At 57.8% G+C, this 22,364-nt stretch carries 14 protein-coding genes and 1 pseudogene; 10 read left to right on the top strand and 5 right to left on the bottom strand.

Translation table 11 applies throughout. The annotated features are described in order from the left end of the window. Nucleotides 1-2: 2 nt before the first annotated feature. Nucleotides 3-362, bottom strand: a complete 360-nt coding sequence (locus tag BMX59_RS08300) for a winged helix-turn-helix transcriptional regulator (RefSeq protein WP_092243557.1) — start codon at nucleotides 360-362, stop codon at nucleotides 3-5. Nucleotides 363-463: 101 nt separating this feature from the next. Here BMX59_RS08300 and BMX59_RS08295 point away from each other — a divergent pair, with 101 nt between their 5' ends. From BMX59_RS08295 to BMX59_RS08285, 3 genes are all read left to right on the top strand, one after another. Next, nucleotides 464-1,213, top strand: coding sequence for an SDR family NAD(P)-dependent oxidoreductase (locus BMX59_RS08295; protein WP_093121001.1), 750 nt, complete (start codon nucleotides 464-466; stop codon nucleotides 1,211-1,213). A 220-nt stretch (nucleotides 1,214-1,433) separates the two neighbouring features. Further along, nucleotides 1,434-1,676, top strand: coding sequence for a hypothetical protein (locus BMX59_RS08290; RefSeq protein ID WP_256572942.1), 243 nt, complete (start codon nucleotides 1,434-1,436; stop codon nucleotides 1,674-1,676). A 19-nt stretch (nucleotides 1,677-1,695) separates the two neighbouring features. Beyond that, nucleotides 1,696-2,082, top strand: coding sequence for a hypothetical protein (locus BMX59_RS08285; protein ID WP_256572941.1), 387 nt, complete (start codon nucleotides 1,696-1,698; stop codon nucleotides 2,080-2,082). 71 nt (nucleotides 2,083-2,153) lie between these two features. Here BMX59_RS08285 and BMX59_RS08280 read toward each other — a convergent pair whose 3' ends face one another. After that, nucleotides 2,154-3,323 carry a hypothetical protein gene (locus tag BMX59_RS08280; protein WP_093121000.1) on the bottom strand — a complete coding sequence of 390 codons (1,170 nt, stop codon included), beginning with the start codon at nucleotides 3,321-3,323 and terminating at the stop codon, nucleotides 2,154-2,156. Nucleotides 3,324-3,386: 63 nt separating this feature from the next. After that, nucleotides 3,387-4,118, bottom strand: a complete 732-nt coding sequence (locus BMX59_RS08275) for a hypothetical protein (protein WP_218189800.1) — start codon at nucleotides 4,116-4,118, stop codon at nucleotides 3,387-3,389. A 434-nt stretch (nucleotides 4,119-4,552) separates the two neighbouring features. On the opposite strand from BMX59_RS08275, the gene BMX59_RS08270 reads away from it, so the two are divergent. Next, entirely contained in the window at nucleotides 4,553-7,171 is a 2,619-nt protein-coding gene (locus tag BMX59_RS08270; protein WP_139212852.1) for a PD-(D/E)XK nuclease family protein, read from the top strand. Further along, on the top strand, nucleotides 7,168-10,344 hold the full coding sequence (locus tag BMX59_RS08265) for a UvrD-helicase domain-containing protein (RefSeq protein ID WP_175486665.1): 3,177 nt from the start codon (nucleotides 7,168-7,170) through the stop codon (nucleotides 10,342-10,344). Before BMX59_RS08270 ends, BMX59_RS08265 begins: the two co-directional genes overlap by 4 nt. A gap of 107 nt (nucleotides 10,345-10,451) precedes the next feature. Here the strand turns inward: BMX59_RS08265 and BMX59_RS08260 are convergent. After that, nucleotides 10,452-10,720, bottom strand: a pseudogene (locus tag BMX59_RS08260) (IS3 family transposase); the annotation flags it as partial. Between the two features lie 288 nt (nucleotides 10,721-11,008). On the opposite strand from BMX59_RS08260, the gene BMX59_RS08255 reads away from it, so the two are divergent. Both BMX59_RS08255 and BMX59_RS08250 read left to right on the top strand, forming a co-directional pair. Further along, on the top strand, nucleotides 11,009-12,592 hold the full coding sequence (locus tag BMX59_RS08255; protein WP_093120997.1) for an AAA family ATPase: 1,584 nt from the start codon (nucleotides 11,009-11,011) through the stop codon (nucleotides 12,590-12,592). Between the two features lie 32 nt (nucleotides 12,593-12,624). Beyond that, complete coding sequence (locus BMX59_RS08250) at nucleotides 12,625-13,458, top strand: HNH endonuclease (protein ID WP_093120996.1); 834 nt, start codon at nucleotides 12,625-12,627, stop codon at nucleotides 13,456-13,458. Between the two features lie 367 nt (nucleotides 13,459-13,825). On the opposite strand, the gene BMX59_RS08245 is transcribed toward BMX59_RS08250, so the two are convergent. Then, complete coding sequence (locus tag BMX59_RS08245; RefSeq protein ID WP_093120995.1) at nucleotides 13,826-14,440, bottom strand: dTMP kinase; 615 nt, start codon at nucleotides 14,438-14,440, stop codon at nucleotides 13,826-13,828. 204 nt (nucleotides 14,441-14,644) lie between these two features. Between BMX59_RS08245 and BMX59_RS08240 the strand changes: the two genes are divergently transcribed. The 3 genes from BMX59_RS08240 to BMX59_RS08230 all read left to right on the top strand — a co-directional run bounded on the left by BMX59_RS08240 (nucleotide 14,645) and on the right by BMX59_RS08230 (nucleotide 22,325). Further along, a complete protein-coding gene (locus BMX59_RS08240) occupies nucleotides 14,645-15,847 on the top strand; it encodes a M48 family metalloprotease (protein WP_093120994.1) in 1,203 nt (400 codons plus the stop codon). Beyond that, the gene (locus BMX59_RS08235) at nucleotides 15,835-21,273 is read left to right on the top strand and encodes a WGR domain-containing protein (RefSeq protein ID WP_093120993.1); all 5,439 of its coding nucleotides are present in this window, start codon (nucleotides 15,835-15,837) and stop codon (nucleotides 21,271-21,273) included. The genes BMX59_RS08240 and BMX59_RS08235 overlap by 13 nt, the downstream gene beginning before the upstream one ends. A gap of 182 nt (nucleotides 21,274-21,455) precedes the next feature. Next, entirely contained in the window at nucleotides 21,456-22,325 is an 870-nt protein-coding gene (locus BMX59_RS08230; RefSeq protein ID WP_071488322.1) for an isocitrate lyase/PEP mutase family protein, read from the top strand. Nucleotides 22,326-22,364: the final 39 nt, after the last annotated feature.

Below are 22,364 nucleotides of genomic sequence, written 5' to 3'. Positions count from 1 at the left end.
GCTCAGGAATGGGAGAGGGCAGACGTCCGCCGTGCTGCGATGCGCTCTACCGTTTGCATATGCTGCGTGCCCCATTGGCACAATCCACCCAACGCCGACGCCAGGGACTCCCCGAACGGTGTCAGGGAATACTCGACTTTGGGCGGTATTTCCTGGAAATCCACGCGAAAAATGATCTCATCGCGCTCCAATTCCTTGAGTTGCTGGATCAGCACCTTATCGGTCACACCGCCAATCGCGCGTCTTAATTCTCCATATCGATGAACATTCTGCGCCAGGTTGAACAGCACCAGCGGCTTCCATTTGCCGCCAATCACCGCCAGGGCAGCCTCAAGTCCGCAGTTGAATGACTTATTGGCCATGATTGAGGTGTCTCCCAAGGGTACTTACTAAAAGGTGCATACTATTCAAAAGAATAGAGCGGATCTAGAGTTGCGCCTCAACATTCTTTCTTGGAGTCATCATGAGCAAGCTCAACGGGAAAATCGCAGTGGTTACCGGCGGCAACAGCGGCATCGGCCTGGCAACCGCGATTCGCTTTGCAGCTGAAGGCGCACAGGTGGTGATTGTAGGTCGTCGACAGTCAGAACTGGACAAGGCGCTGACGCTGATCGGGCCTGAAGCCATCGCCATCCAGGCCGACATTGCCAAGCTGGACGACCTGGACCGTGTGTTCACCCAGGTCAAAGCTGCCAAGGGCCGGGTTGACATACTGTTTGCCAATGCAGGCCTGGGGGATTTCCAACCGATCGGCTCGATCACCGAGGAATCATTCGACCGCACGTTCGGCATCAACGTCAAAGGCACGCTGTTCACCGTGCAAAAAGCCTTGCCACTCATGAAGGCCGGCGGTTCCGTGATCCTGACCGGATCGACCACCGGAACGATGGGCACCGCGGCGTTCAGCGTGTACAGCGCCACCAAAGCGGCGCTGCGCAATTTCGCCAGGAGCTGGGCGCTGGATCTCAAAGGCACCGGCATTCGTGTGAACGTACTGTCGCCAGGCCCGATCTCGACACCAGGTCTGGACTCGGCGTTGTCAGGCACGGGCCAGAAGGAAGCGATTATCGACGACATGACGGCACAGGTTCCACTGGGCCGCATTGGTCAACCTGAAGAAGTGGCAGCCGCCGCGTTGTTCCTGGCATCGGATGAGAGCAGCTTCATGACGGGCAGTGAAATGTTTGTCGATGGAGGCTTTGCTCAGGTTTAAGCATGACAGGGGTTTTGCCCGTTGAAATCTGACGGGCACTGCCTCTGATTGCGCAATACGACATTACGCATAATGTATATTATGTTAAATCAGGTGCTATGTCAGATATGTTCATAAGCCACGTAAGTCACTGATTCGACGAATTCGTTTGTGACGTCTACTCTCTCAACGGGCCATGTCCATAGTGTTCATGACAATTCCTTGAATGAGGTGGCTGTCGATGAAACTGATTCAGTGCCGTTTCTCTTCAGGTCAACGACTACCGCTGCTTGTACAAGCTGGTGATGCGACGCCGTTGCCCATACTCATTCCGTTCATCTACGTCCAACTCAAACTCAGGCACCGCGCTTACAACACGGCTGCGGCGCACCTGCGCGCGATCCAGGCTTTCTACGCCTATTCCAAAAGCCGAGATATGGATATCGATGAGGCCATTTTGGCCTGCCACTTTGAGGCGATTTAGGCCTCTGAGAGTGCCGTTGATGTGTGGCGCGATCGCCTACGTTGGCGGCGCCCTGTACTGCTTCCGTGCGATTTACCTCAACAAGTGCGTCCACAAGCGCTGGGATCCGGACTGGCACGTCTGGTATTTCATCCGCCCCATCACCAGTACAATCGCCGGTGCGGTGAGCTACCTCTTCTTGAAGGCAGGCTTGTTGGTACTGGAGTCGACCGCGAACGCCGGAGCAAGCGAAATTGGATTTTTCGCACTGGCCTTCATAGCTGGCTTCAACGTCGACAAGTTCGTGGCGAAAATTGAGGAGGTCGCGAAGGCGGTGTGGGGCATTGATAAAACCCGAAGTGGACAGACTCGGGCTAGTGAGGCGGAGCCGGCCAAACCGCCCACTCCAACCTCCCCTCAAGCCTGAATTAGGTTCTTGCTTGGGAGTTTGATGCGGCAGGCTCACTGCCTGCCGCTGAGACTTCGTCAGACAGCAACTCAAAGTAGATTCGGCAGGAGAATCTTCAGCTGTAGGAAGACAAACCACAAGAAGCAACCGCCACTGGCCAGGAACAGGCCAATGAGAGTGAGCCGGCATAACGGGCGCATCGTGTTTTGCCACTGCGCCACAATACGAGTGAATGTCAGCGCAGAAGCGTCGGTGCGGAACAGGTAGATGAAATCTTCCGCGTACGCCGACACCACCAAATTTCGGGGGGGTGGTAGCCGCGATTGAAAATCCAGTGAGTTGTCGAACCAGCGCACCACCAAGTCGCCCTCCTTGCCCACCTTAGCCATTTCCGCCTCACTCTCATTCATGACGCTCAAGTGGAGCTTACGCAGAGGCATATTACGTGGGCACATTCGATGTACCGGCATGAACTTTTGGAATTCGTTCGGCTTGAATTCTTCTCGCCAAATCGCTGTCGATGTCAGTTTGGCGTATTCATGAAGTGCATACTCGATCCGTGCGGATGCGAATTCACCAAAGCCGCCGTAGGCTGGAATTTCACCATGTCGAGTGATGTCAAGCGCAAGTCGGTGTTTATAGGACTCTGGTTTAATTCCGCCTACATCCAAGTCATAAGGTTTAACGCCCCACCAGCGTCGCAGCTCATCCTCAACAAGAGCGAGTAGCCAGCGCCGCCCCTCAATGCCAAGGTATTCCTCCTTCTCAGCAAGCGTGCGCTTTAGCAGAACCGGACACTTCCACTCGAACCAGATCACCGCTAACAAGTAAAAGCCCCCGCCCACCAGCAACCAGCTCAAAGGCCCGACCGCGGCTTCTACGCCCTTCAATGGCGGAGCTGCCTGAATGAATGCGGCGACCAACCCCCCCACCGCTGCGAGCTTGATACCGGCGCCTGACTTCATCCGCGACCAGAACGACCAACTCATCATTTGTCGAAACCGGTGATATGCCATTTCCTGGCGCGTGTTGCGTCGCTCAGCCAAGGGAGGCCTGTAGAGCTCCTCATTCGGGAATTCATCCCAAAACCAGGAAATCCGGCTGAACTCAAACCGCCTCTCCCGACGTTTGTAACGACGGTGCTCTTTTTCCGATTCCGCTATCCGCCGGCGCATCTCATCGGTGAGCACGAACGCCTTTTTTGGCTTGATTGAGTCGTTTTGGTTATCAGGTTCTGTTAGTTGGTTCTCAGCTGACAATGTGCCGCTCCTTGTCTGTTTGCTTCCGCGGGCTGCAAACGCAGGCGGTTCACAGCAAGCAAGTTAACGAACCAGATCAATGTCCTTAGCGTATACGAAGCCTTCGGTGGTGGTGATTGGTACGTTGGACGGGCTGCAAAAAACGTCGTGTTTGCCAATGTTGTTTTCAGCGCGATAAGACCAATCGAGCTCCAGGATTACCTTCTTTTCGCGTAGCTCTGGGAATTCTCGGCATTTGTCTGCAATAGTATTCGTAATGTTGAAAACGAATTTGTACATATCAAATCCGAGTTCGTAGACCCTTCCGTCAAGCCTTAGGCTAGGCTTTTGGCAGAACATTTCGAGGTCTTTCATGAGATTTTCGGCGTAGTCGAAGATCTCAGCGATATTACTCATTTCCCTTTGAACGAATCGCAATTTGGCTTTGTAATTTTTGTTTTTTTCGTCAGGTATCGTGTTATCGATAAATGATTTCACGCTTTTTGCGAGCACTTCTAGTGGTATTAGAAGGTGTTGCGAATGGCTAACGAGAATATTTTCCTCGACCTTGACACGGAGACGAATTTCGTCAACGTCGCCGACATGGTGAAAATAGTTTCTGATAAGCCGGAGTATTTTGAATTCTGGAGCAGTTTTGATGCTGCAGTCGAATAGCTCAAGCAGCTTATCAGCCGTAGACTGGAGGTTGTTCAGGTAGGTAAACAGCGTGTTGATGTCTCGCTCTTCAGAATGCCTGATGTCCAACAGTTCGCGCTGGCTGTGAAAATACCGATCGATAAACGTGTACTTCTCCATGTGGCTAGGCTCCACTCCCCGGCTGGTTTCACATCTTATATAGTGAGGCGCAAGATTGTTCGAACTCATGCTTATTCAGCCCGATCTGGGCACAGTCCAGGGCGACGTAAGCCATGCACTGGCAACCTGCATGCGTTCCAGTCTGCGCGAGTAGGTCGTGCTATTTCCATTCTAGTGCGTAACCACCACAGCCAATGCTTGTAGGCGGTGATTCATCCAGAGCGAACGGCGCCCACTGCGTGACGGAAAACCGATATTTATTGCGAGGTTGCAGTAAAGGGTTGCCAAGTGGTGGCGCTCCTTCAATCAGTCAAACAGATGCTCAATAACGGTACGCGAATGGCGGCTTTCGGTTAGTCTTGTCGATCAGGAGCAGGGGAACAAGATGCAATAGGACACCTGCATTCGATTGCCGTCAAGGAAGTCAGCGCAGCATGCACATCACTTTTGGCCTTTTCTTGGACGCCCGTCAGGGCCCGTCCCCAACGAACTTCTTCAATAGCCCGATAGTCGGTCGCCTCGGTTTTCTGTCACTGCTGGAGACCTACCTTGGTCTAAGCGCTCCAGAAGCCTCAGCGGCCAGACGCGTGACCATTTACTTAGGTCTGCTGCGGGCCCATGACAACGGCTCGCGCTTCTACAGTGAGTCCTTGAAAGTCGACAGTATCGGTACGGCCGCGCGCCTCCTGGCTTGGCGTGACGAGTGGCGGCTTGGCGGCTGGGACGGTTGCGCGAACCCGGAGCACCCACCGCGAATCCAGGACCTTGCAGCCGTCGAAAACGCCGCTCTCGCAGCTCTACCGCCAGGAGAGGCCGAGCGCTTGTATCTGGTGATACACACTCTGAGTGCTTCCGGCCCCGGTCCCATCAAGTCAGTTCACCTGGTTGACCCGCCGGAGGACTTCCCGCGCCTCTGGCAACAGGTGTTGGATTGCCTGCCCGAGGTTGAAGTTCGCCTTCCTGAACCACAGGGAGCAGGACAACTTCGCGAGGTGCAGGAGCACGCCCTGACCGTACTGAACGGAGGCTCTGCGGGGAGTTCGGCCGTGCAGACCGACGGGAGCGTTTTGCTGGTACACACCCTCGCAGCCACTACTGCAGAACACTGGCTAAGCATGCAACACGCGCACATGCCCGAAGACCGAATGATCTTGGCCGAGGAGAGTGGAGACTCGTTGGACGTATCGCTGTCCGTGACTGGCAACGTCAGCTGCGGGTTCGAACGCCCTAGTCAGCTCCGCCCAGCACTTCAGGCTCTATCCCTTGCATTGGAGCTGTGCTGGGATCCAGTGGACATGAACCGATTGTTGGACTTCCTGACCCATCCTGTCGGCCCATTCAGTCGCGCTGCGAGAAGCAAGCTCGCACGCGCTGTCGCCAAGCAACCCGGGATAGGTGGCGAAGCTTGGACGACGGTCAAGAACAGGATCGCTGCAGGTAACGATGCCCAGGAAGTGACAAATGAAATCACCTTCTGGCTGGAGTCAGAGCGCTGGTCACGCACAGTTGGCGTGCCGCTAGATGCACTTATTGCTCGTGTCGATCGAATGCAGGAGGCTATGCGGCGTCGCCTCTCAGGTGAGCCCGCTGACGCGGCAAGCTTTGTTGCGGCGCATAGCCAATGTGCGGCTGTTCAAGAAGCGTTGATCGAGCTGGCTCGGCAAGGTATGGCTACGCTATTGCCTCGACAAGTTGAGCAGTTGGTTGCCCACGCCACACCCGCCGGAGCAACCAACCCCACTGCGGTTTCCCAAGTTGGTTGCATGCGCTCGACCAGTACGGCAGCCGCGTGCATCGAAGCAGCTGATGAAGTGATCTGGTGGATGCCGTCGACGCCTGCCCTGCCCTCGCCTCTACCTTGGTCTCCCGCCGAGGTGAACGCTCTGACTCAATCAGGTGTGCAGTTGCGAGACCCGGCGCGTGAACTTGTGTCGTTAGCACTGAAGTGGCTGCGGCCACTACTTGCCGCGAGAAAAAAATTCATCATCGTCTGCCCTCCTCCTGGTACAGAAATACATCCGATTCGCCAGCTTATTAAGAAGCTCGTACCGGATATCGAGTCCACCTCGCTTGACTTGGACACTGCACTCAACTCCACGCTTCTCGGGGTAACCGCCGAGGTGCTTGCACCTCAGGCGCTGCCCGCTACTCCACGACACATCCAACTCCCTCATCCCGTGCAGCTCGGTGACGCCTCACAGTCGTTTACTACGCTCAACGAGCTCTTCAATGACGCGGCCCTATTCGTTTTGAAACGAGTGGCGAAGCTAGATCCTACTTCAGTCCTGGGGGTGGATGAGGGCAACCGCCTGCTGGGCATCCTCGCTCATCGGGTGCTCGAGAAACTCTTCGAGCACAACAATGCCTTGAGTTGGTCAAACGCCGATGCCGTTGCCTGGTTCCGCGCCGAAGCCGACTCGCTCTTGCTGACTGAAGGCGCTGTACTGCTCATGCAGGGTGCGGGGGTAACGCAGCAACACTTCCGGAAGGTTTGCGAACGAGCCATAGGTAGTCTCCTCGATCACCTCAGGCTCGCAGGTGCCGTTCAGGTTCAGACTGAGGTGGAGTTCAGAGGAACCTTGGGAGCAGTTCCGCTGATCGGCAAAATTGATCTCTTGGTCACGCTTGGTGACAAGCGAACTGTCGCCGTGGACATAAAGTGGAGAGGCGATATCTACTACGCTGGGCTGCTTCGCTCTGGTGAGCACCTACAGTTGGCGCTCTACTCCAGCCTCATAGAGCAAACAAGCGGTGTCGCACCCGCCGCGCTTGGCTATTTCATCCTGGAAAGCGGCGGACTGTACATCACCGCTGCCGACATTCTCCCAAAAGCGCAAGTCAGAAGACCGCCAGAAGGCGTAACCGTCTCCAACCTACTAGACCGTGCCCGCGCCACGTGGGAGTGGCGCAAGCAGCAGTTGGATGCGGGGACCATCGAAGTCGTTCCGGAAGATCCGAGTGACGAGTTCCAAGGCCCTGAGGGAACCCTTCCGGTCAACGGTCCAAACAAATGGGACCGAGACCACCTTATCTTGCTGGGAGGCTGGAAATGATGAACAACATCGAATTCATCAGTGCAGGCGCCGGCAGTGGCAAGACCTACAAGCTGACCGAAACACTTGCTCAAGCTCTCGAATCGGGCACAGCGCGCCCTCACGCCATCTTGGCCACGACCTTCACCGTGAAGGCCGCTACCGAGCTTCGCGAACGAGCCCGCTCCTGGCTGCTGGAAAATGGACGTATCGACCTGGCCACAGCTATCGGCCAGGCCCGCTTGGGCACCGTCAACAGCGTTTGCGGCCAGATGCTCAAGCGGTTCTGCTTTGAGCTGGGCCTGTCTCCCGATCAGACTGTATTGGGCGAAGGTCAATCCAAGAGACTGCTCAAAGCTACACTTGCCGAGTCGATGGAAGCCGACGCTCAAACGGAGCTTGTTCGGCTCACTGAGCGGTTCGGCATCGAGCAGGTGGACTGGTCCAAGACTGTTGAGGCTGTCGTTAAGGCCGCGCTCGACAACGATATTGGACCGGAGGAGCTTCGAGTGATGGGTTCCCAGAACGCGGACGCGATGCTCGAGAATTGGCCTGCTCCAGCTACGGGGCTTGACCCAACCGAAGCATTGGCGACTGCGCTGGCCGAAGCACACAAGGGGGTAGCGGCATACGTAAAACAGCAGCAAGCTGTCGGTGCCAAAGTTGCAGACAACCTATTAAAAGGCCTAGAGGGACTTCAGAAGCTAGATCGACTCTTCCGTGAAGGCCGCTGGTGCTGGCCCGACTGGATCGGCGCAGCCGGATTTGACGCCGGCGCCAAGGTCAGAGATATCGTGGCGCCAGTCAAATCCGCAGCGCAGGTCCACGAGTCTCACCCGGCCTTTCATGCCGAAGTCCGCCAGTACCTTGACCAGATATTCAACCTCGCCGCCGACGTTCTCAATGCCTACGAGCAGGCTAAGAAGGCGCTGGGTGCAGTCGACTTCAGCGACCAAGAGGTGTTGCTGCTACGTGCGTTGAGGACAAAGCCATCTGTCCGGGAAGTCTTGGCGGCAGAACTGGATCTCATCATGGTTGATGAGTTCCAGGACACTAGCCCTCTCCAGCTGGCGCTTTTCATCGAGCTGGCAAAGCTGGCTAAGAAGTCGGTGTGGGTCGGCGACCCCAAGCAGGCTATCTACGGTTTCCGCGGAACTGACGCAAGCCTCATTTCCGGCGTTCTCAACGCCATCAAGGGCTGGGGCGGAATCTTAGGGGAGGTCCTGGACACCTCCAGGCGCTCCAACGAAAGTCTGGTCTCGCTCACTAATGGTCTATTCATCTCTGCGTTCGAGCCCGAGCTGACGCCCGAACAGGTCCGGTTGCAGCCACTGCGCAAGGACATTCCGGACCAGCCCGCGCTGTTGAACTGGAACTTCGAGAGCAGCCGAAACGACTCGGATTACCTATGTCTTGGCCAGGCCATCCGCGAGCTGCTGGAGTCCGGGGCCAAGGTCGAAGACAAGGACACCAAGGAGCTCCGTCCGATTCAGGCCGGCGATATAGGAGTGCTTTGTCGCTACAACGACCAGGTCGAATTTGCCGTTACGTCGCTCACCCACTGGGGCATCCCGTCAGCCAGCCCACGCTCCGGCTTACTGGGAACTGCCGAAGCCATCTATGTCATGGCCTGCCTGAGGCGTATGAACGACCCAACCGACACTGTCGCCACCGCGCTGGTTCTAACCCTGGCTGACAGCACTCCGATCGAAACCTGGCTTGCAGACAGGCTGCAGCATCTCGCAACGGACGAGGCCAAGCCATACGAGTGGCTCACGACGGGCGATAGCGCCCATAAACTAATTGCCCGATTGGAAACACTGCGTCCGACGCTAATGGCTTTGACGCCACTAGAAGTGCTGCGACTTGCTGCTGCCGAGTCCCAAGTGGCAAGACTGGTCGGCCAATGGTCCACCTCCCCCCACGAGAGCCGCAACCGGATGTCCAACGTCGAGGCACTGGTTGAGCTCGGAAAGACTTTCGAGGACGAGTGCGTCGCCGCGAAGCGGCCAGCGACGGTTAGCGGCATGCTTCGTTGGCTGGACGAACTCGCTAGCCAAGAGGATGATAATCGGGCAACTTCAGCAGACAACGCAGTCTCGGTTCTCACTTATCACGGGGCAAAGGGACTGGAGTGGCCAGCCGTCGTGCTGACAAGCCTCGATGCGCTAGCACGTACTTCTCTTTGGGGCGTGCGCGCGAGGACAGTTGGAGACTTCGACCCGCAGCAACCACTCGCCAACCGCTTCGTCCACTGCTGGTTAAAGAGCTGGGGCAAGCGGTCCCAGCCCCAAGCAGCACTCAATGCCGAAGCCAGCGTAACTGGCCAAGCCATGCAGGCAGAGGCATTGGCGGAGAACAAGCGTCTTCTATATGTGGGCCTGACCCGTGCACGTGATATGAACGTCGCGCTATCTTTCGTGCGCAGGTCAGGCCCGGGCCGCGCCTGGGTCAGCGAGATTAAAGGTGCAGCCGAGCTGTTGTTCGGTGACTCAGAAATAATAACGACTTCCGAAGGCAAACAGCTTTCCAGGCTATCTAAGTCCTGGAACAAGGATGAGTGCTCAACGGAGCCACCTGCCAAAGCCCCCGAGGCTTGCCACTGGTTTACAACTCGTCCGCGCGTGCAGGCCGAACCTTTGTGGCACCGACCGAGCTCTGCTTCGGGCGGTGCATTCACGGTTGTCGAGACCGACGCCGTCGGAGTTCGGCTAAGCCTGGCAGGCAAGCCCGACATGGCATCGCTGGGCACGGCGCTTCACCTATGTATCGCACGCGCAGGCGTGCTTGGCGGTATTTCTCCCCCTGACGTTGAGGGCATTCTGAAGACCTGGGCCGTGGCTGGTTCTGTAGATAAGGATGCCGTGTGCACCCAGACCTCAGCGTTCCAAGCTTGGATAGCCAAGCGCTGGCCCGACTGTCCCGTTTACGTCGAGGTACCCATCGAAGCAGATGGCCCGAACGGCACTCGTATCCGGGGCCGCATCGATTTGCTGGTGGAGTTGCCAGACGGCTGGATTCTGGTGGACCACAAGTCGAACCCCGTGGGGCCAGCCAGAGACGACGACCTGATAGCCTTGCATGGGCCACAGCTAGAGTCCTATGCCCACGCCCTTCTCAGCGCAACCGGCAAGCCCGTGAGCCAGCGATGGCTCTATTTTCCGGTTGCTGCACGAGCCGTCCGCCTGTCCTGACGCTCTCAGAAGTGCGCCGAGTTTAGATCAATAGAAAAAGGTGGCGTAGAGATGGATGTAAAGTTCCTCTCGGTTTCGCAAACACAGACGGCGCTCATTGTAGTGGATCAACTGATCCCGGACACGACGTTAAGTCTTTTTCGGACTGAGCTGGTGCCAGTCCGTTATTGAACTGGTGTAGCCGAATCAAGTTATAGCGATGTATCAGATAATGACTGATATCGTGCTGAGCCTCTCGGTCCGCCATGTAGCCCACGGTCGGTATCTACTCAGTTTTCAGGCTTCGGAAAACACATTCCATTGGCGAGTTGTCGTAGCAATTAACTCGGCGACTCATGCTCTGATGGATGCGGTATCGCCAGAGCCGCTGGCGATACGGCGCAGTTTGGTCATCAGACACCCCGTTAGGCGAGCATTCTCGCCTAACGGGGTGTCCGGTTTCATTAGACCACTACACCATGCTGAATCGGCACAGGTAACAGATCAGCCGCCGAAAGATGCCAATTTCTAATAGTCTGCCCTTTCAGACGGCGTTTTTGCTTCCACCAGTCCACTAAATCCCATCAGGTTTCTCAGACGTTATCGATCCGGTAGAATGAGGTCAAATGGCCATCGCACACCAAAAGCACGCTGCGTGTGCCCTCAGAGCAAGGACGTCATGAGTATGAAATTCATCAAGGTTCAACACCGAGGTAAGCTCCAGCAGGATGCAAGAAACTCGGGGGTCTTGTATGTAGATAACTGGGACGACTACGGCTACAAAACCAAATTTGCCCTGATCATCGTTGATGGGGGTGGGGTCGAACATAGAGTTGGTGATCTGAAGATCGCTTACCAGGGGCAACCTGAAGGCTGGACAGAACATGGGATGCCTGATGAATTCACGTCGCTAGAACCCAAATTCTTCAGCCTGGGGCAGGACGTCGAATACTATCGAAAACTACTTGAGCTGTTTTCGCTGGAGGACGCTCACGCAATCCTCAACGCGTTAGGGGATGTGGCTTTCTCCAAAGAGCGTCGGGAGGCTTCCTCTTCAGAGTTAGCGTTTAGCACTTCCCTGCTTCGGGCAGTGAACCCAACAACGATTGACCACCAATTCAAGCGGATCCTCACCGGGGACGCCCCAGTGACCCCGTACGACTTCTTCTATGAAAAGGCAAGATCAGACGGTATCGCACCGCTGACTCTCGAGTTCAGTGTCGATCCTGATGTCAAACCCTCCAGTAACGTTCACATCTTGATCGGCCGAAACGGGGTGGGTAAAACAACCCTATTGAATGGCATGGTTGACTCCTTGGTCACGCCAAGTGATGAGGTGTACGCCAAAGGCTGCTTTTTCGACAAGAACATGTGGAGCTTCAAGCGACCGCTCACCAATGATGACTTTGCAGGTGTGGTGTCGGTTTCATTCAGCGCGTTCGATCCATTTGACCCCCCGCCGAACCAGGATGATCCCAGCCAGGGAATGAGATATCGATATGTAGGCCTGAAGCACAGGGTGCTAGCCGCCGAGGGAGAGAATGTTTGGGGGTTGAAGACCAAGCCCCACCTCTGCACGGATTTGGCCGATAGCCTCAAAGTCTGCCTCAGCCTAAGCGCAAAAAGAGCACGGTGGATCAAGGCAATTCACAAGCTTGAGTCTGACTTCAATTTCGAGGAAATGAATCTCCTCCAGCTGATTGAGGTTTTTGACGCCGATAGATCAGAAACCAAGTCCGAGTTCGTCCTACGTAGTACGACCATGTTCGAAGGAATGAGCTCTGGCCACGCTATTGTTCTGCTGACCATTACCCAGCTCGTCGAAACCGTTGACGAGAAAACGCTGGTATTGATTGATGAACCAGAAAGCCATCTGCACCCTCCTCTGCTGTCTGCTTTCACCCGGGCCTTGTCCGATTTGCTCACTGCGCGAAATGCTGTAGCCATCATTGCTACCCATTCACCTGTCGTCCTGCAGGAAGTGCCAAAGTCTTGTGTGTCCATTATCAACAGGAGTGGCGAGACAGCGACAGTCGACCGGCCGGATGCCGAGACGTTTGCAGAGAACGTTGGCGTTCTAACTCGACACGTCTTTGGTCTGGAGGTGAGCAAATCAGGCTTCCATGAACTCCTGGCCGCCGACGTCCGGACAGGTGCTGCGTTTGAGCAAATCAAGGGTGACTATGCAGGTCAGATTGGCACCGAAGGCCAGGCACTTTTGAGATCCATGACTATCGCGCGTGACAAGCAATGGGAGTCTGATCAATGAGAGCAATAGGCGCTCCCGCTCAGGATCCGCAGATGGTCTACAGCCTCTGCGTGAACAGCATTGCTGACGAGGATCTAAGAGCGCGCTTGCAAGCCATTACAGCGGAGGTGGTTGCTGCCGCGGAAGAGTACCAGCAGAAAGGCCTTATCAATCAATTCTTCGCGATCCCAGCTATCGACTGTGATAACGATGACATCGTGGTTGGCCAGGTAACCAAGAAGGAGCTGAAAGCTACATACTCTTCTCACATGGTGGCTGACACGAAGCCTGCCAGGAGGGTGTACACCGACCTGCTCGGTCTGGCTCCGCGTAAAAAATGCCCGTTCTGCGGGTTCGGACAAGCTAGCACCCTCGACCACTACCTGCCGAAAGCTAGATTTCCGATATTATCTGTTCTGCCCTGGAACCTCGTGCCAGCGTGCAAGGACTGCAATACCGGCAAAAATGCCGCCACCGCGACCACGCAAGACCAACAAACACTCCACCCGTATTTTGAGCATCCACGGATGACCGGTGACCAGTGGCTGCACGCGCGGGTGCTTACGGGCGCCCCGCCAGTACTGGAGTTTTTCGTGAGTCCCCCAGAGGATTGGGATCTGATCGATAAGACTAGGGTGTTGGCGCATTTCAGAGACTACAAGCTGGCCTCACGGTTCTCTATCGAGGCCAGTAACGAACTCGCCAACCTCAAGGACACGCTTGACTTGGTATGGTCGGCCTCTGCTTTAGCCGGAGTACAAGACCACCTTCGAGTCATTGCGGTCGGAAAAAAGGCTGTCCATATGAATGCTTGGGATACCGCTATGTACCAAGCGCTTCTCAAAAGTGAGTGGTACTGCAACGAGGGCTTTCGGGCATTCGAGTAAGTATTCCGTTTCGCCTAAACAAACAAAAAGCGCGACCTTTCGGTCGCGCTTTTCTTTGCTTTTCTGCCTCGAACGAGTAAGCGTCCGCCCAACTCACCTTGCGTAAGTCAGACCGGTACCCACTGATGCGGCAGCAGTTTCCCAAACTCACTGGCGCGCTGTGTCTGCAGCCGCGTCAGCGTGAATCGCCCCGAGCTTCGTAGAAACTTCTTTGCCTTGAACTGAGGCCAGTAAAGTCAGGTTTATGAACATCAATCGATGAACAGTCGCGTTAATTTCTAGAGCGGTTGGCCAGTAATTTCAGGCTCATGAGCCGCTTATGAACATCTGACATCGCCCACTTGTTAAATCATGTATTACTCTAGGCTTATCGCTCAGCTACTTTATGGATCTCAGCAACCACCTGCTTCACTGCCTCTTCAATCGCACCTTCATTACGACACAACACCCAGCCCTGACCCACAACCGCCCGTTCGAACATCTCTGTGCATGCAACATGCTCTGCATACTTCTGAATCACAGTGCCGCCCAATCCTCGTGAACGTGCCGTTGCTCTCGCCCATGAAATACCCGGCGCGGTGATAACACCGACATGCAGATCCGGCACTCGCACGCTTCGCTCCAGGTTCAACCGCAGAATCTCTGCAAATGGAATCGTGTGTCGAAACGCAGCCTCAGACGGATACCAGCGATCAATCAAGATGATGCTGCCCAACGGCTGCCGAGTCAGGACATTCCGGGATATCCAACTGCGACTGTCGGCAAAGCGCTCGCACACAGCCCATTCCAGATCCCGTGAAGGATTTCTGGCAAGTTCGTTCACCAGGGCCATGGTTTCCCCTCTATAGGGATCGCTTTTTCGCTCGCAAAGCCGGATGACTTTCTTGTTGTCCGCCCTAAGAGCTGCCGTTACGGCCTCCAGCAGCGTGGTTTTGCCGGTGCCTTTGGGGCCGTCCAGAGAAACAAAAAGTGGAGCATTCATTTTTCACACAGCGATCAAGATAATGATCACCACTCTAACTGCATTTGCAGCTGGCCAGGCATCCAAGCACTTTCACAAGTAATTTTCCTACCCCCTAGGTATGCTCCGCGTCTATTACCGATTACTGATACCGGGATGCCCGCCCAAGTCTCTGCTGCACAGTCGCAGTCTATGGAGCCGTATCCTCTCAAGGACGTTTGAAAGATGAGTACCCCTGCGCTGGATATCAGCAGCCTGACACCCTTGCCTTACCACCAGCGTGTGGTCGATTACCTGAAGACCCACGAACCCGTCGTGTGGGAGTGGGCTTCGTCTCTGGGGGTTCAGCAGGAGCACGCCCAGGATGTGCGCGCGCAGTTGCTGCGGGACACCTATCGCCTGAGCCCCGAGACCCACCCGCAGGCCTATCAGGCCTGTGAGACGGCGCTGCAATGCTTGCAGATCCAGGCGCCTGCGACCCTTTACCAGGCTGGCGACGGCGCGATGAATGCCAGCCTGTATTACCTGGCCGGTGAAGTGCATGTGGTGTTCTACGGACCGATTCTTGAACGGCTCGACGCTCAGGAGTTACTGGCGCTGTTGGGACATGAGCTGGCCCACTACCGCTTATGGTCTGAGCACGGTGGCGACTATCTCACCGCCGAGCGGATTCTCAAGCACGCCATGGCTGATATGAATACGCCTCCGAGCCTGGAACAGACCGCGCGTTTATATAGCCTGCACACCGAAATCTATGCCGACCGAGGCGCAGCCCTGGTGGCCGGCGGGCCGGAAGCGTCGATTACTTCGCTGGTCAAGATTCACACCGGGATCGTCAGCGTCGATGCCGCCAGTTACCTGAAGCAGGCCCAGGAGCTGGATGGCAAGGATGCACCGTTGTCCCAAGGCGTTTCTCACCCGGAGACGTTTCTGCGCTCCCAGGCGGTGGACAGCTGGTGGCGGCAGGTGCCGGAGACCGACAACTGGCTGCACGGCCGGTTGCGCGGGCCGTTGTCGCTCTATCGCTTGGATGTGACCGGCCAAGTCGAGCTGACCGCCCTCACCCGCAGCTTTATCGCCAGCTTCATCGACACCTCCGTGCTGCAATCGGAGGTGGTGCTCAATCAGGTACGTGGATTCTTTCCCGACTGGAAAGACAACGAAACCACGCTGGACCTGGGCACGCTGAATGCCGAGCGCGTCGACGCAAGCATCCACGAATACCTGCACTTCATCATGCTCGACCTGAGCCTGGTGGACCGCGACCTGCGGGATGAGGCCTTGTTGCACGCGGCGCGCACAGCCAAGAAGCTCGGCAGTACCGACGACTTCATCAACGTGCTCAAGCGCGATATCAAATTACCCAAACGTGAGCTCGACCCGATCGTTCGCGCGCTCAAAGCGGAGGTCGACACATGGAACCGATAACCCAACCCATCAATTTCACGCAATTGCTGCAGACCCACGATGGCGTCGCCGTCCCCATCGACGATGTGCTGTTCCTGGCGCTGCCGTTACTGCGCCAGGTTGCGCAATTGCATGAACTGGGACGTGTCGCCCAACTCAGTTATCTCGATGTGCTGCAAGGGCCGGAACGCACGCTGCAATTGCGCAATCCGGAGGGCGTCCCGCCACTGCTGGCGCTGGAAGCGATCAAGCAGGTGCAGCCTAATCCAGAGTCGGCACTGAATATCGTCGGCAAGGTCCGCCTGACCCGGGATTCGGAAAGTGGCGTGGCCGTGACCGACTTGCAAGTCCAGGAAGATCCGCATCAGGCCATTGACCACCCGGTGTTCCTCACCGACCTGCACAGTTGGGAGCATCGCCTCGGGCACCACGACGAGATCACCGATATTTTCCAGCTCGGCCAGTTGCTGGCCTGCCTGGCGTGCGGGTTGGATTTCGCCGATATCAACGACCTCAAGGCTTTTGCCCGGCACCGCCGTAACCTGTTCCAGCTCAACGGCCGGCTCAACCCGGTACTGGCCAATCTGATCGTTGAAATGACCGAGCTGAACCGCCATGAGCGCGCCACCGATGTCGGCTCACTGGTGCGACGCCTGGAATCCTGGCGCGAACAGCCGGCCAGCCTGGATGTCGAGCGTGTATTGGCCCAGGCCGAAGGCCCGGCTTCACGGCGCACCGTAGTACTGGAGCATCTGCGTAATCGCTTGTTTGATCTTTCGCGGCGCAATCGCCTGCTGTACTTCCGGCCGACGCAAGCCAACGTCAACTTGACCGTGGCCAGCGTGCCCTTGGTGATGCGTGTCGAAAGTATCCGCCCCGAAGCCTTGTGCACCTGGCAGCCTACCTTCGGTGGCTTCTCCGAGCAGGTGTTGAGCGGCAAACCGGTTGGCCTGCAGCAATGGTTGCGGTTTGAAGACCAGACCTGGTTGCAGGCGTCGCTGGAACGCATCATCCAGGAAACCCGCCGCGACCGCGCCGAGTTCGGCTTCAGCAACCTGCGCCTGGTCGTGGCCTTCATGCGCTGGCACAACCTCAAGGACACGCCGGAAGAACGCATCGTCACTCCCCTGCTCTGGCTGCCGGTGGAACTGAGTCGCAAAAAGGGCGTGCGCGACCAGTTCATGTTGCAGTGCGATGAGACCGAGGCTGAGTTCAACCCGGTACTGCGGCATCAATTGCGCCAGCTCTACGACATCCAGTTGCCGGAAACCGTCGACCTGCAAAAGACGTCCCTGGAGGAAATCCACGCCGACATTGCGCGCCAGATCAAACTGACCGAGCCTGGCGTCGAGTTGCGCCTGCAAAGCAAACCGCAAATCGAACTGATCCACCAGAAGGCCGTGCAGCATCTGCACCACTTCCAACGCCGTCGCGCCCGCCAGCGCTCGACGATGCCCTTGGCCAGGCCGGATTTCAGCTACGACCGCGAAGACTACCGCCCGCTGGGCCTGCAATTGTTCCAGCAAAAGGTGCTGCCCAGCGAGTTACCGTTGCGCCTGGCCGTCGGCGCCAAACCCTTGCTGCGCAACCAGCATCCGCAGATGGTCGCCAGCAGCACCGAAAACAGCACCTTCGCCATGCCCGAGAATCAGGGGCACCGCTACGCCTGGGACATCGACCTGACCCAGGTGACCCTGGCCAACTTCAACTATCGAAAGATGTCGCTGGTGCGTGACTACGCACAGCTGATCGATGAGCCCGCGCAAAACGAAGCGTTTGACCGGATGTTCTCGATTGAGCCGCGAGACGTCGAAGTCCAGACTCCAGACCCGATCCCGCTGCCCGACCAGTGGAACGTGGTGGCCGGTGACGCGACGCAGAACGCTGCGGTCAGCCTGGCCCGGACCGGGCGTCACTTCATCATTCAGGGGCCACCGGGCACCGGCAAATCCCAGACCATCACCAACCTGATCGCGGACTATGCCGCACGCGGCCTGCGCGTATTGTTTGTGTGCGAAAAGCGCGCAGCGCTGGACGTGGTGTTCCATCGCCTGCAACAGAGTGAACTGGGCGAATTGTGCTGCCTGATTCACGACTCCCAGACGGACAAAAAAGCGTTCGTGGGCAACCTGCGCGAGTGTTATGAGCGCTGGATCGCCGGCGACGCCCAATCGGTGCAGTTGCAAGCGCGTCGCGACGCCACACTGGCCTCCTTGAGCCAACAACTGGGCCTGATAGAGCGCTTTGAACAGGCGATGGCCGGGGTGCCTGAGTCCTTGGCCTGCTCGGCGCGTGAGTTGGTCCGTCATTTGATCGAGCTGCCACCCGTTGCTGCACAGCTGCCGCCCGAAGCGCTGGAGCGCTTGCCCGAATGGCGGCACTGGCAGGCACAACACGAGCTGACCGGCCGGTTGTATCAGACCATCAAGGAACGCTTCGGCCTCGACAGTTTTGCGCGTCACCCCTTCAGCCACCTGGCCTCAAGCCTGGTCACCCACGAGCATGCCTACGGCCAGCTCAAGGCGTTTCTGGAGCAAGCCAGTGGGCTGATGGACAGCGTCGAGTCGTTCCTGGAGTCATCCTCCAGCCTGCTGTCCGGTGACACGCGCCTGACGGATGCGTGCGTGCTGACTCAAGCTGCCGAGCAACTGACCGGCGCCAACCTGGCGGCGCACCTCGACCTGCTGGAACCTGGCTCAACGAGTTCCCAAACGCTGCACGCCGAACAGGCCGCCTTGCAGGCACTGGCCGTGCAGCAACACAACGCCCGTGAAACCACCCGCCACTGGCGCGTGAAACTTGAGCCCCAGGATACCCAGGCGGCCCTGGAGCAGGTACAGCGCCAGGAAGGCTCGCTGCTGCACTGGTTGCAACCCGGTTGGTGGCGCCTGCGTGGCGAACTTCAACGCCGCTACGACTTCAGTCAGCACGCGATTCGCCCCAGCCTGCGCGGCGTGCTCGACAACCTGGCCGGTGAACACCGCGCCACCGCCGAGCTGCACGCCGAGCAGCAACGCCTGCAAGGTCGCTACGGCATCCAGGATATCGACCTGTTCGTGCACAATCTGCACGCCCTGCTGCAGCAACTGAGCGCATCACCGTTGTTGCGCAAGTGGGTCGAAGGCCTGCGGGGCAATCCGAGCAGCTTGCCCGGTGTGCGCCAGGAAGCCAGCCTGCGCCAACCCATCGCGCGCCTGGCCGAGCTGGTTGCCCAGCATTGCGTATTCGACCCGGAGCCAAGCCTGGCCGAGCTGGCCGAGTACCTGCGCGACCTGCGTGAAGAGCTCGACGAACTGCCCGACACCCTGCCCCTGCTCAACGAGCTACACCAGGCCGATCCCGTCTGCCTGGCGGTCGTGCAACAGTATGCTTTGCCACAACCCGTGCTGGACGGGTTGATTGCTCAGGAAAACCTGACCCGCCTGTACCGTGCCAATCCGCAGATGGCCCGCTTCGATGGCCCGGCCTTGAGCCTGGCTGCGCGCCAGGTCAGCCAGGCCGAAAGCAGCCTGCTCAAGAACAACGCTCATGTGCTCAGCGCTACCCTGCACCAGCGTTTTCTGGACCATGTGAAGCAATCGGCGATGTCGGTGACACAGCTGGACGCACCGGCCCGTGAGTTCAAGAAAGCCTATGCCAAAGGGCGCCGCGAACTGGAACATGAGCTGGGCAAGACTATGCGTTATCGTTCCATCCGCGAAATGGCCAGTGGTGACAGTGGTCGAGTGATCAACGATCTCAAGCCCATCTGGCTGATGAGCCCGCTGTCGGTGTCCGATACCCTGCCGTTGACCCCGGACCTGTTTGACGTGGTGATTTTCGACGAGGCCAGCCAGATCCCCAGCGAAGAAGCCGTGCCCGCCCTGAGCCGTGCGCAGCAGGTGATTGTGGTAGGCGACGAGATGCAGTTGCCACCCACCAACTTCTTCTCCAGTGCCGGTGACCAGGACGATAATGACCTGATTGCCATGGAGGACGGGGAACAGATCTCAATCAACCTCGATGCGGACAGCCTGCTGAGCCAGGCCGCACGCAACTTGCCAGCCACCCTGCTGGCCTGGCACTACCGCAGTCGCCACGAAGCGCTGATCAGTTTCTCCAACGCAGCGTTCTACGAAGGGCGCCTGATCACCATTCCCGACCGGCGTATCGAGCGCCCTGCCCCGGCCCACGCCGCTGTGGACTCCAGCGACGCCCAGGCCGTGATCCAGGGCGCCGACACGCTGCTCGACAGCCCGATCAGCTTCTTGAAGATGAGCGATGGCGTCTACCTCAGCCGTAGCAACCTGGCCGAAGCCCGCTACATCGCCAATCTGGTGCGTGAACTGCTGCAACGCGAGACTGGCCTGAGCCTGGGCATCGTGGCCTTTTCCGAGGCCCAGCAAGGCGCCATCGAGCAGGCCCTGGAAGACCTGGCCAGCAATGATTCGGCCTTTGCCACACGCCTTGAGCGCGAGTACGTGCGTGAAGATGCCGGGCAGTTCAATGGCCTGTTCGTCAAGAACCTGGAGAACGTACAAGGTGATGAACGCGATGTGATCATCCTGAGCATATGTTACGCGCCGGGACCGAACGGCAAGATGCTGATGAACTTCGGCCCGATCAACCAGCGCGGCGGGGAAAAACGCCTTAACGTGATCTTCAGTCGTGCGCGCAAGCGCATGGCGATTGTCTCCAGCATTGAGTCCGAGGCCATCACCAATACCCACAACGATGGCGCTGCCGCATTGCGCGCGTTCCTGCAATTCGCCCAGGCCAGTGCCAGCGGCGATGCGCCACGCTCCCAGGGCATCCTGGCCAACCTCAACCCAGGCGCCAAGCAGTCCTTTGCCGTCAGCCTGCCCAGGGACACGCTGCGCAGCGCCCTCGCCGTCGCGTTGCGCCAACGCGGGCATTCGGTGCAGGAGTATGTCGGGCGTTCACAGTTCCGCTGTGACCTGGCGATCAGCGACGCCAGCGGTGAATACTTCAGTCTGGGGGTGCTGCTTGACAGCGACACGGCAGCCGCGACTGACGTGCGTGAGCGTTATATCTTCCGCCCGACGGTATTGCGCAGCTTCGGCTGGAAGATCATCGACGTGCTCAGCCATGACTGGCTGCGCGACCCGGAGGACGTACTCAAGCGCATCGAAGCGCTGCTTCGGGGTGAAGAAGCGCCTGCACTGCCAGCGCCGGAACTGACCGTGGAAACCGGCGAGATTGAAACCGAGCCACCGGCAACCCCTGAAGCGGCGCTGTCGATGCGCGAGTTCATCTATGGCGAAGGTAACTCCAATAAGTTCTGGCGTATTGGTGTCACCGACGCCGAGGTGGTGGTGAGTTTCGGCCGCATCGGCACCAAGGGCCAGACCCTGATCAAATCCCTGGAGAGTCCCGAACGCGCGTTGCGTGAAGCAGAGAAACTGATCGCGGAGAAACTGCGTAAAGGCTATCAAGAACAGGCATGAATGAAAGGACGGCGCCCACCCCGGGCGCCTGTCCACCCCCAAACCGTAAACCCACGCTCCATGCACCAGCCCCTGCCCTAATGCTGAAACGTCATCATCTCCCCCTCGCCCGCATGTTAATCTCGCCCCACCACGAATAGACATTGATCGTCACAAGACGATGACCAGAACCAGGAAAGCCCATGCCAAAGATTTCTCACTCAGCCCTGCGCCGCAACTTCCGTGAATTGCTCGCCAACCCAACCTGCGTTGAAACCGCTTCCGTCTTTGACCCGATGTCGGCGCGTATCGCCGCCGACCTGGGTTTCGAAGTCGGCATCCTCGGTGGCTCCGTTGCTTCGTTGCAGGTATTGGCCGCACCCGATTTTGCGTTGATCACCCTGAGTGAGTTCGTTGAGCAAGCCACCCGCATCGGCCGCGTTGCCCAGTTGCCGTTCATTGCCGACGCCGACCACGGCTACGGTAACGCCCTGAATGTGATGCGTACCGTCGAAGAACTCGAGCGGGCCGGTGTGGCGGCGTTGACCATTGAAGATACGTTGCTGCCGGCACAGTTCGGGCGCAAGTCCACCGATCTGATCTCCATTGAAGAAGGCATCGGCAAGGTCCGCGCGGCGTTGGAAGCACGTGTCGATCCCGAATTGTCGATCATTGCCCGGACCAACGCCGGTGTGTTGCCGACCGAAGCCGTTATCGAGCGCACCCAGGCCTACCAGAAAGCCGGGGCCGACGGGATTTGCATGGTGGGTGTGGCCGATTTCGAACACCTGGAGAAGATCGCGGAAAACCTGACGGTGCCGCTGATGCTGGTGACCTACGGCAACCCTAAGCTGAATGACGCCCAGCGTCTGGCCAGCCTCGGCGTGCGGGTGGTGGTGGCCGGCCACGGGGCTTACTTTGCCGCGATCAAGGCGACGTATGACAGCCTGCGTGCCCAGCGCCAGTTGACCCACAGCACCGATAACCTCAGTGCCACCGAGCTGACGCATACCTACACGTTGCCGGAAAGCTACGTGGCCTGGGCGGAAGAGTTCATGGACGTCAAAGAGTAAAGACAACCTCGGAGCGAGGGGGTCTCCCCCCTCCTCCCG

Origin of the sequence: Pseudomonas sp. NFR09, from assembly GCF_900111535.1 — a bacterium.
In the GTDB taxonomy this organism is placed as follows: Bacteria; Pseudomonadota; Gammaproteobacteria; order Pseudomonadales; family Pseudomonadaceae; genus Aquipseudomonas; species Aquipseudomonas extremorientalis.
Note: the sequence above shows the minus strand (reverse complement) of the source record. Positions and strands in the feature narration are given on the sequence as shown.

What these genes read in the sequence shown, in the direction of transcription:
- BMX59_RS08240 (WP_093120994.1), top strand. Translation starts at nt 14,645, where the DNA reads ATGAGTACCCCTGCGCTGGATATCAGCAGCCTGACACCCTTGCCTTAC.
- BMX59_RS08290 (WP_256572942.1), top strand. Translation starts at nt 1,434, where the DNA reads ATGAAACTGATTCAGTGCCGTTTCTCTTCAGGTCAACGACTACCGCTG.
- BMX59_RS08275 (WP_218189800.1), bottom strand. Translation starts at nt 4,118, where the DNA reads ATGGAGAAGTACACGTTTATCGATCGGTATTTTCACAGCCAGCGCGAA.
- BMX59_RS08295 (WP_093121001.1), top strand. Translation starts at nt 464, where the DNA reads ATGAGCAAGCTCAACGGGAAAATCGCAGTGGTTACCGGCGGCAACAGC.
- BMX59_RS08245 (WP_093120995.1), bottom strand. Translation starts at nt 14,440, where the DNA reads ATGAATGCTCCACTTTTTGTTTCTCTGGACGGCCCCAAAGGCACCGGC.
- BMX59_RS08230 (WP_071488322.1), top strand. Translation starts at nt 21,456, where the DNA reads ATGCCAAAGATTTCTCACTCAGCCCTGCGCCGCAACTTCCGTGAATTG.
- BMX59_RS08270 (WP_139212852.1), top strand. Translation starts at nt 4,553, where the DNA reads ATGCACATCACTTTTGGCCTTTTCTTGGACGCCCGTCAGGGCCCGTCC.
- BMX59_RS08300 (WP_092243557.1), bottom strand. Translation starts at nt 362, where the DNA reads ATGGCCAATAAGTCATTCAACTGCGGACTTGAGGCTGCCCTGGCGGTG.
- BMX59_RS08285 (WP_256572941.1), top strand. Translation starts at nt 1,696, where the DNA reads ATGTGTGGCGCGATCGCCTACGTTGGCGGCGCCCTGTACTGCTTCCGT.
- BMX59_RS08255 (WP_093120997.1), top strand. Translation starts at nt 11,009, where the DNA reads ATGAAATTCATCAAGGTTCAACACCGAGGTAAGCTCCAGCAGGATGCA.
- BMX59_RS08250 (WP_093120996.1), top strand. Translation starts at nt 12,625, where the DNA reads ATGGTCTACAGCCTCTGCGTGAACAGCATTGCTGACGAGGATCTAAGA.
- BMX59_RS08235 (WP_093120993.1), top strand. Translation starts at nt 15,835, where the DNA reads ATGGAACCGATAACCCAACCCATCAATTTCACGCAATTGCTGCAGACC.
- BMX59_RS08265 (WP_175486665.1), top strand. Translation starts at nt 7,168, where the DNA reads ATGATGAACAACATCGAATTCATCAGTGCAGGCGCCGGCAGTGGCAAG.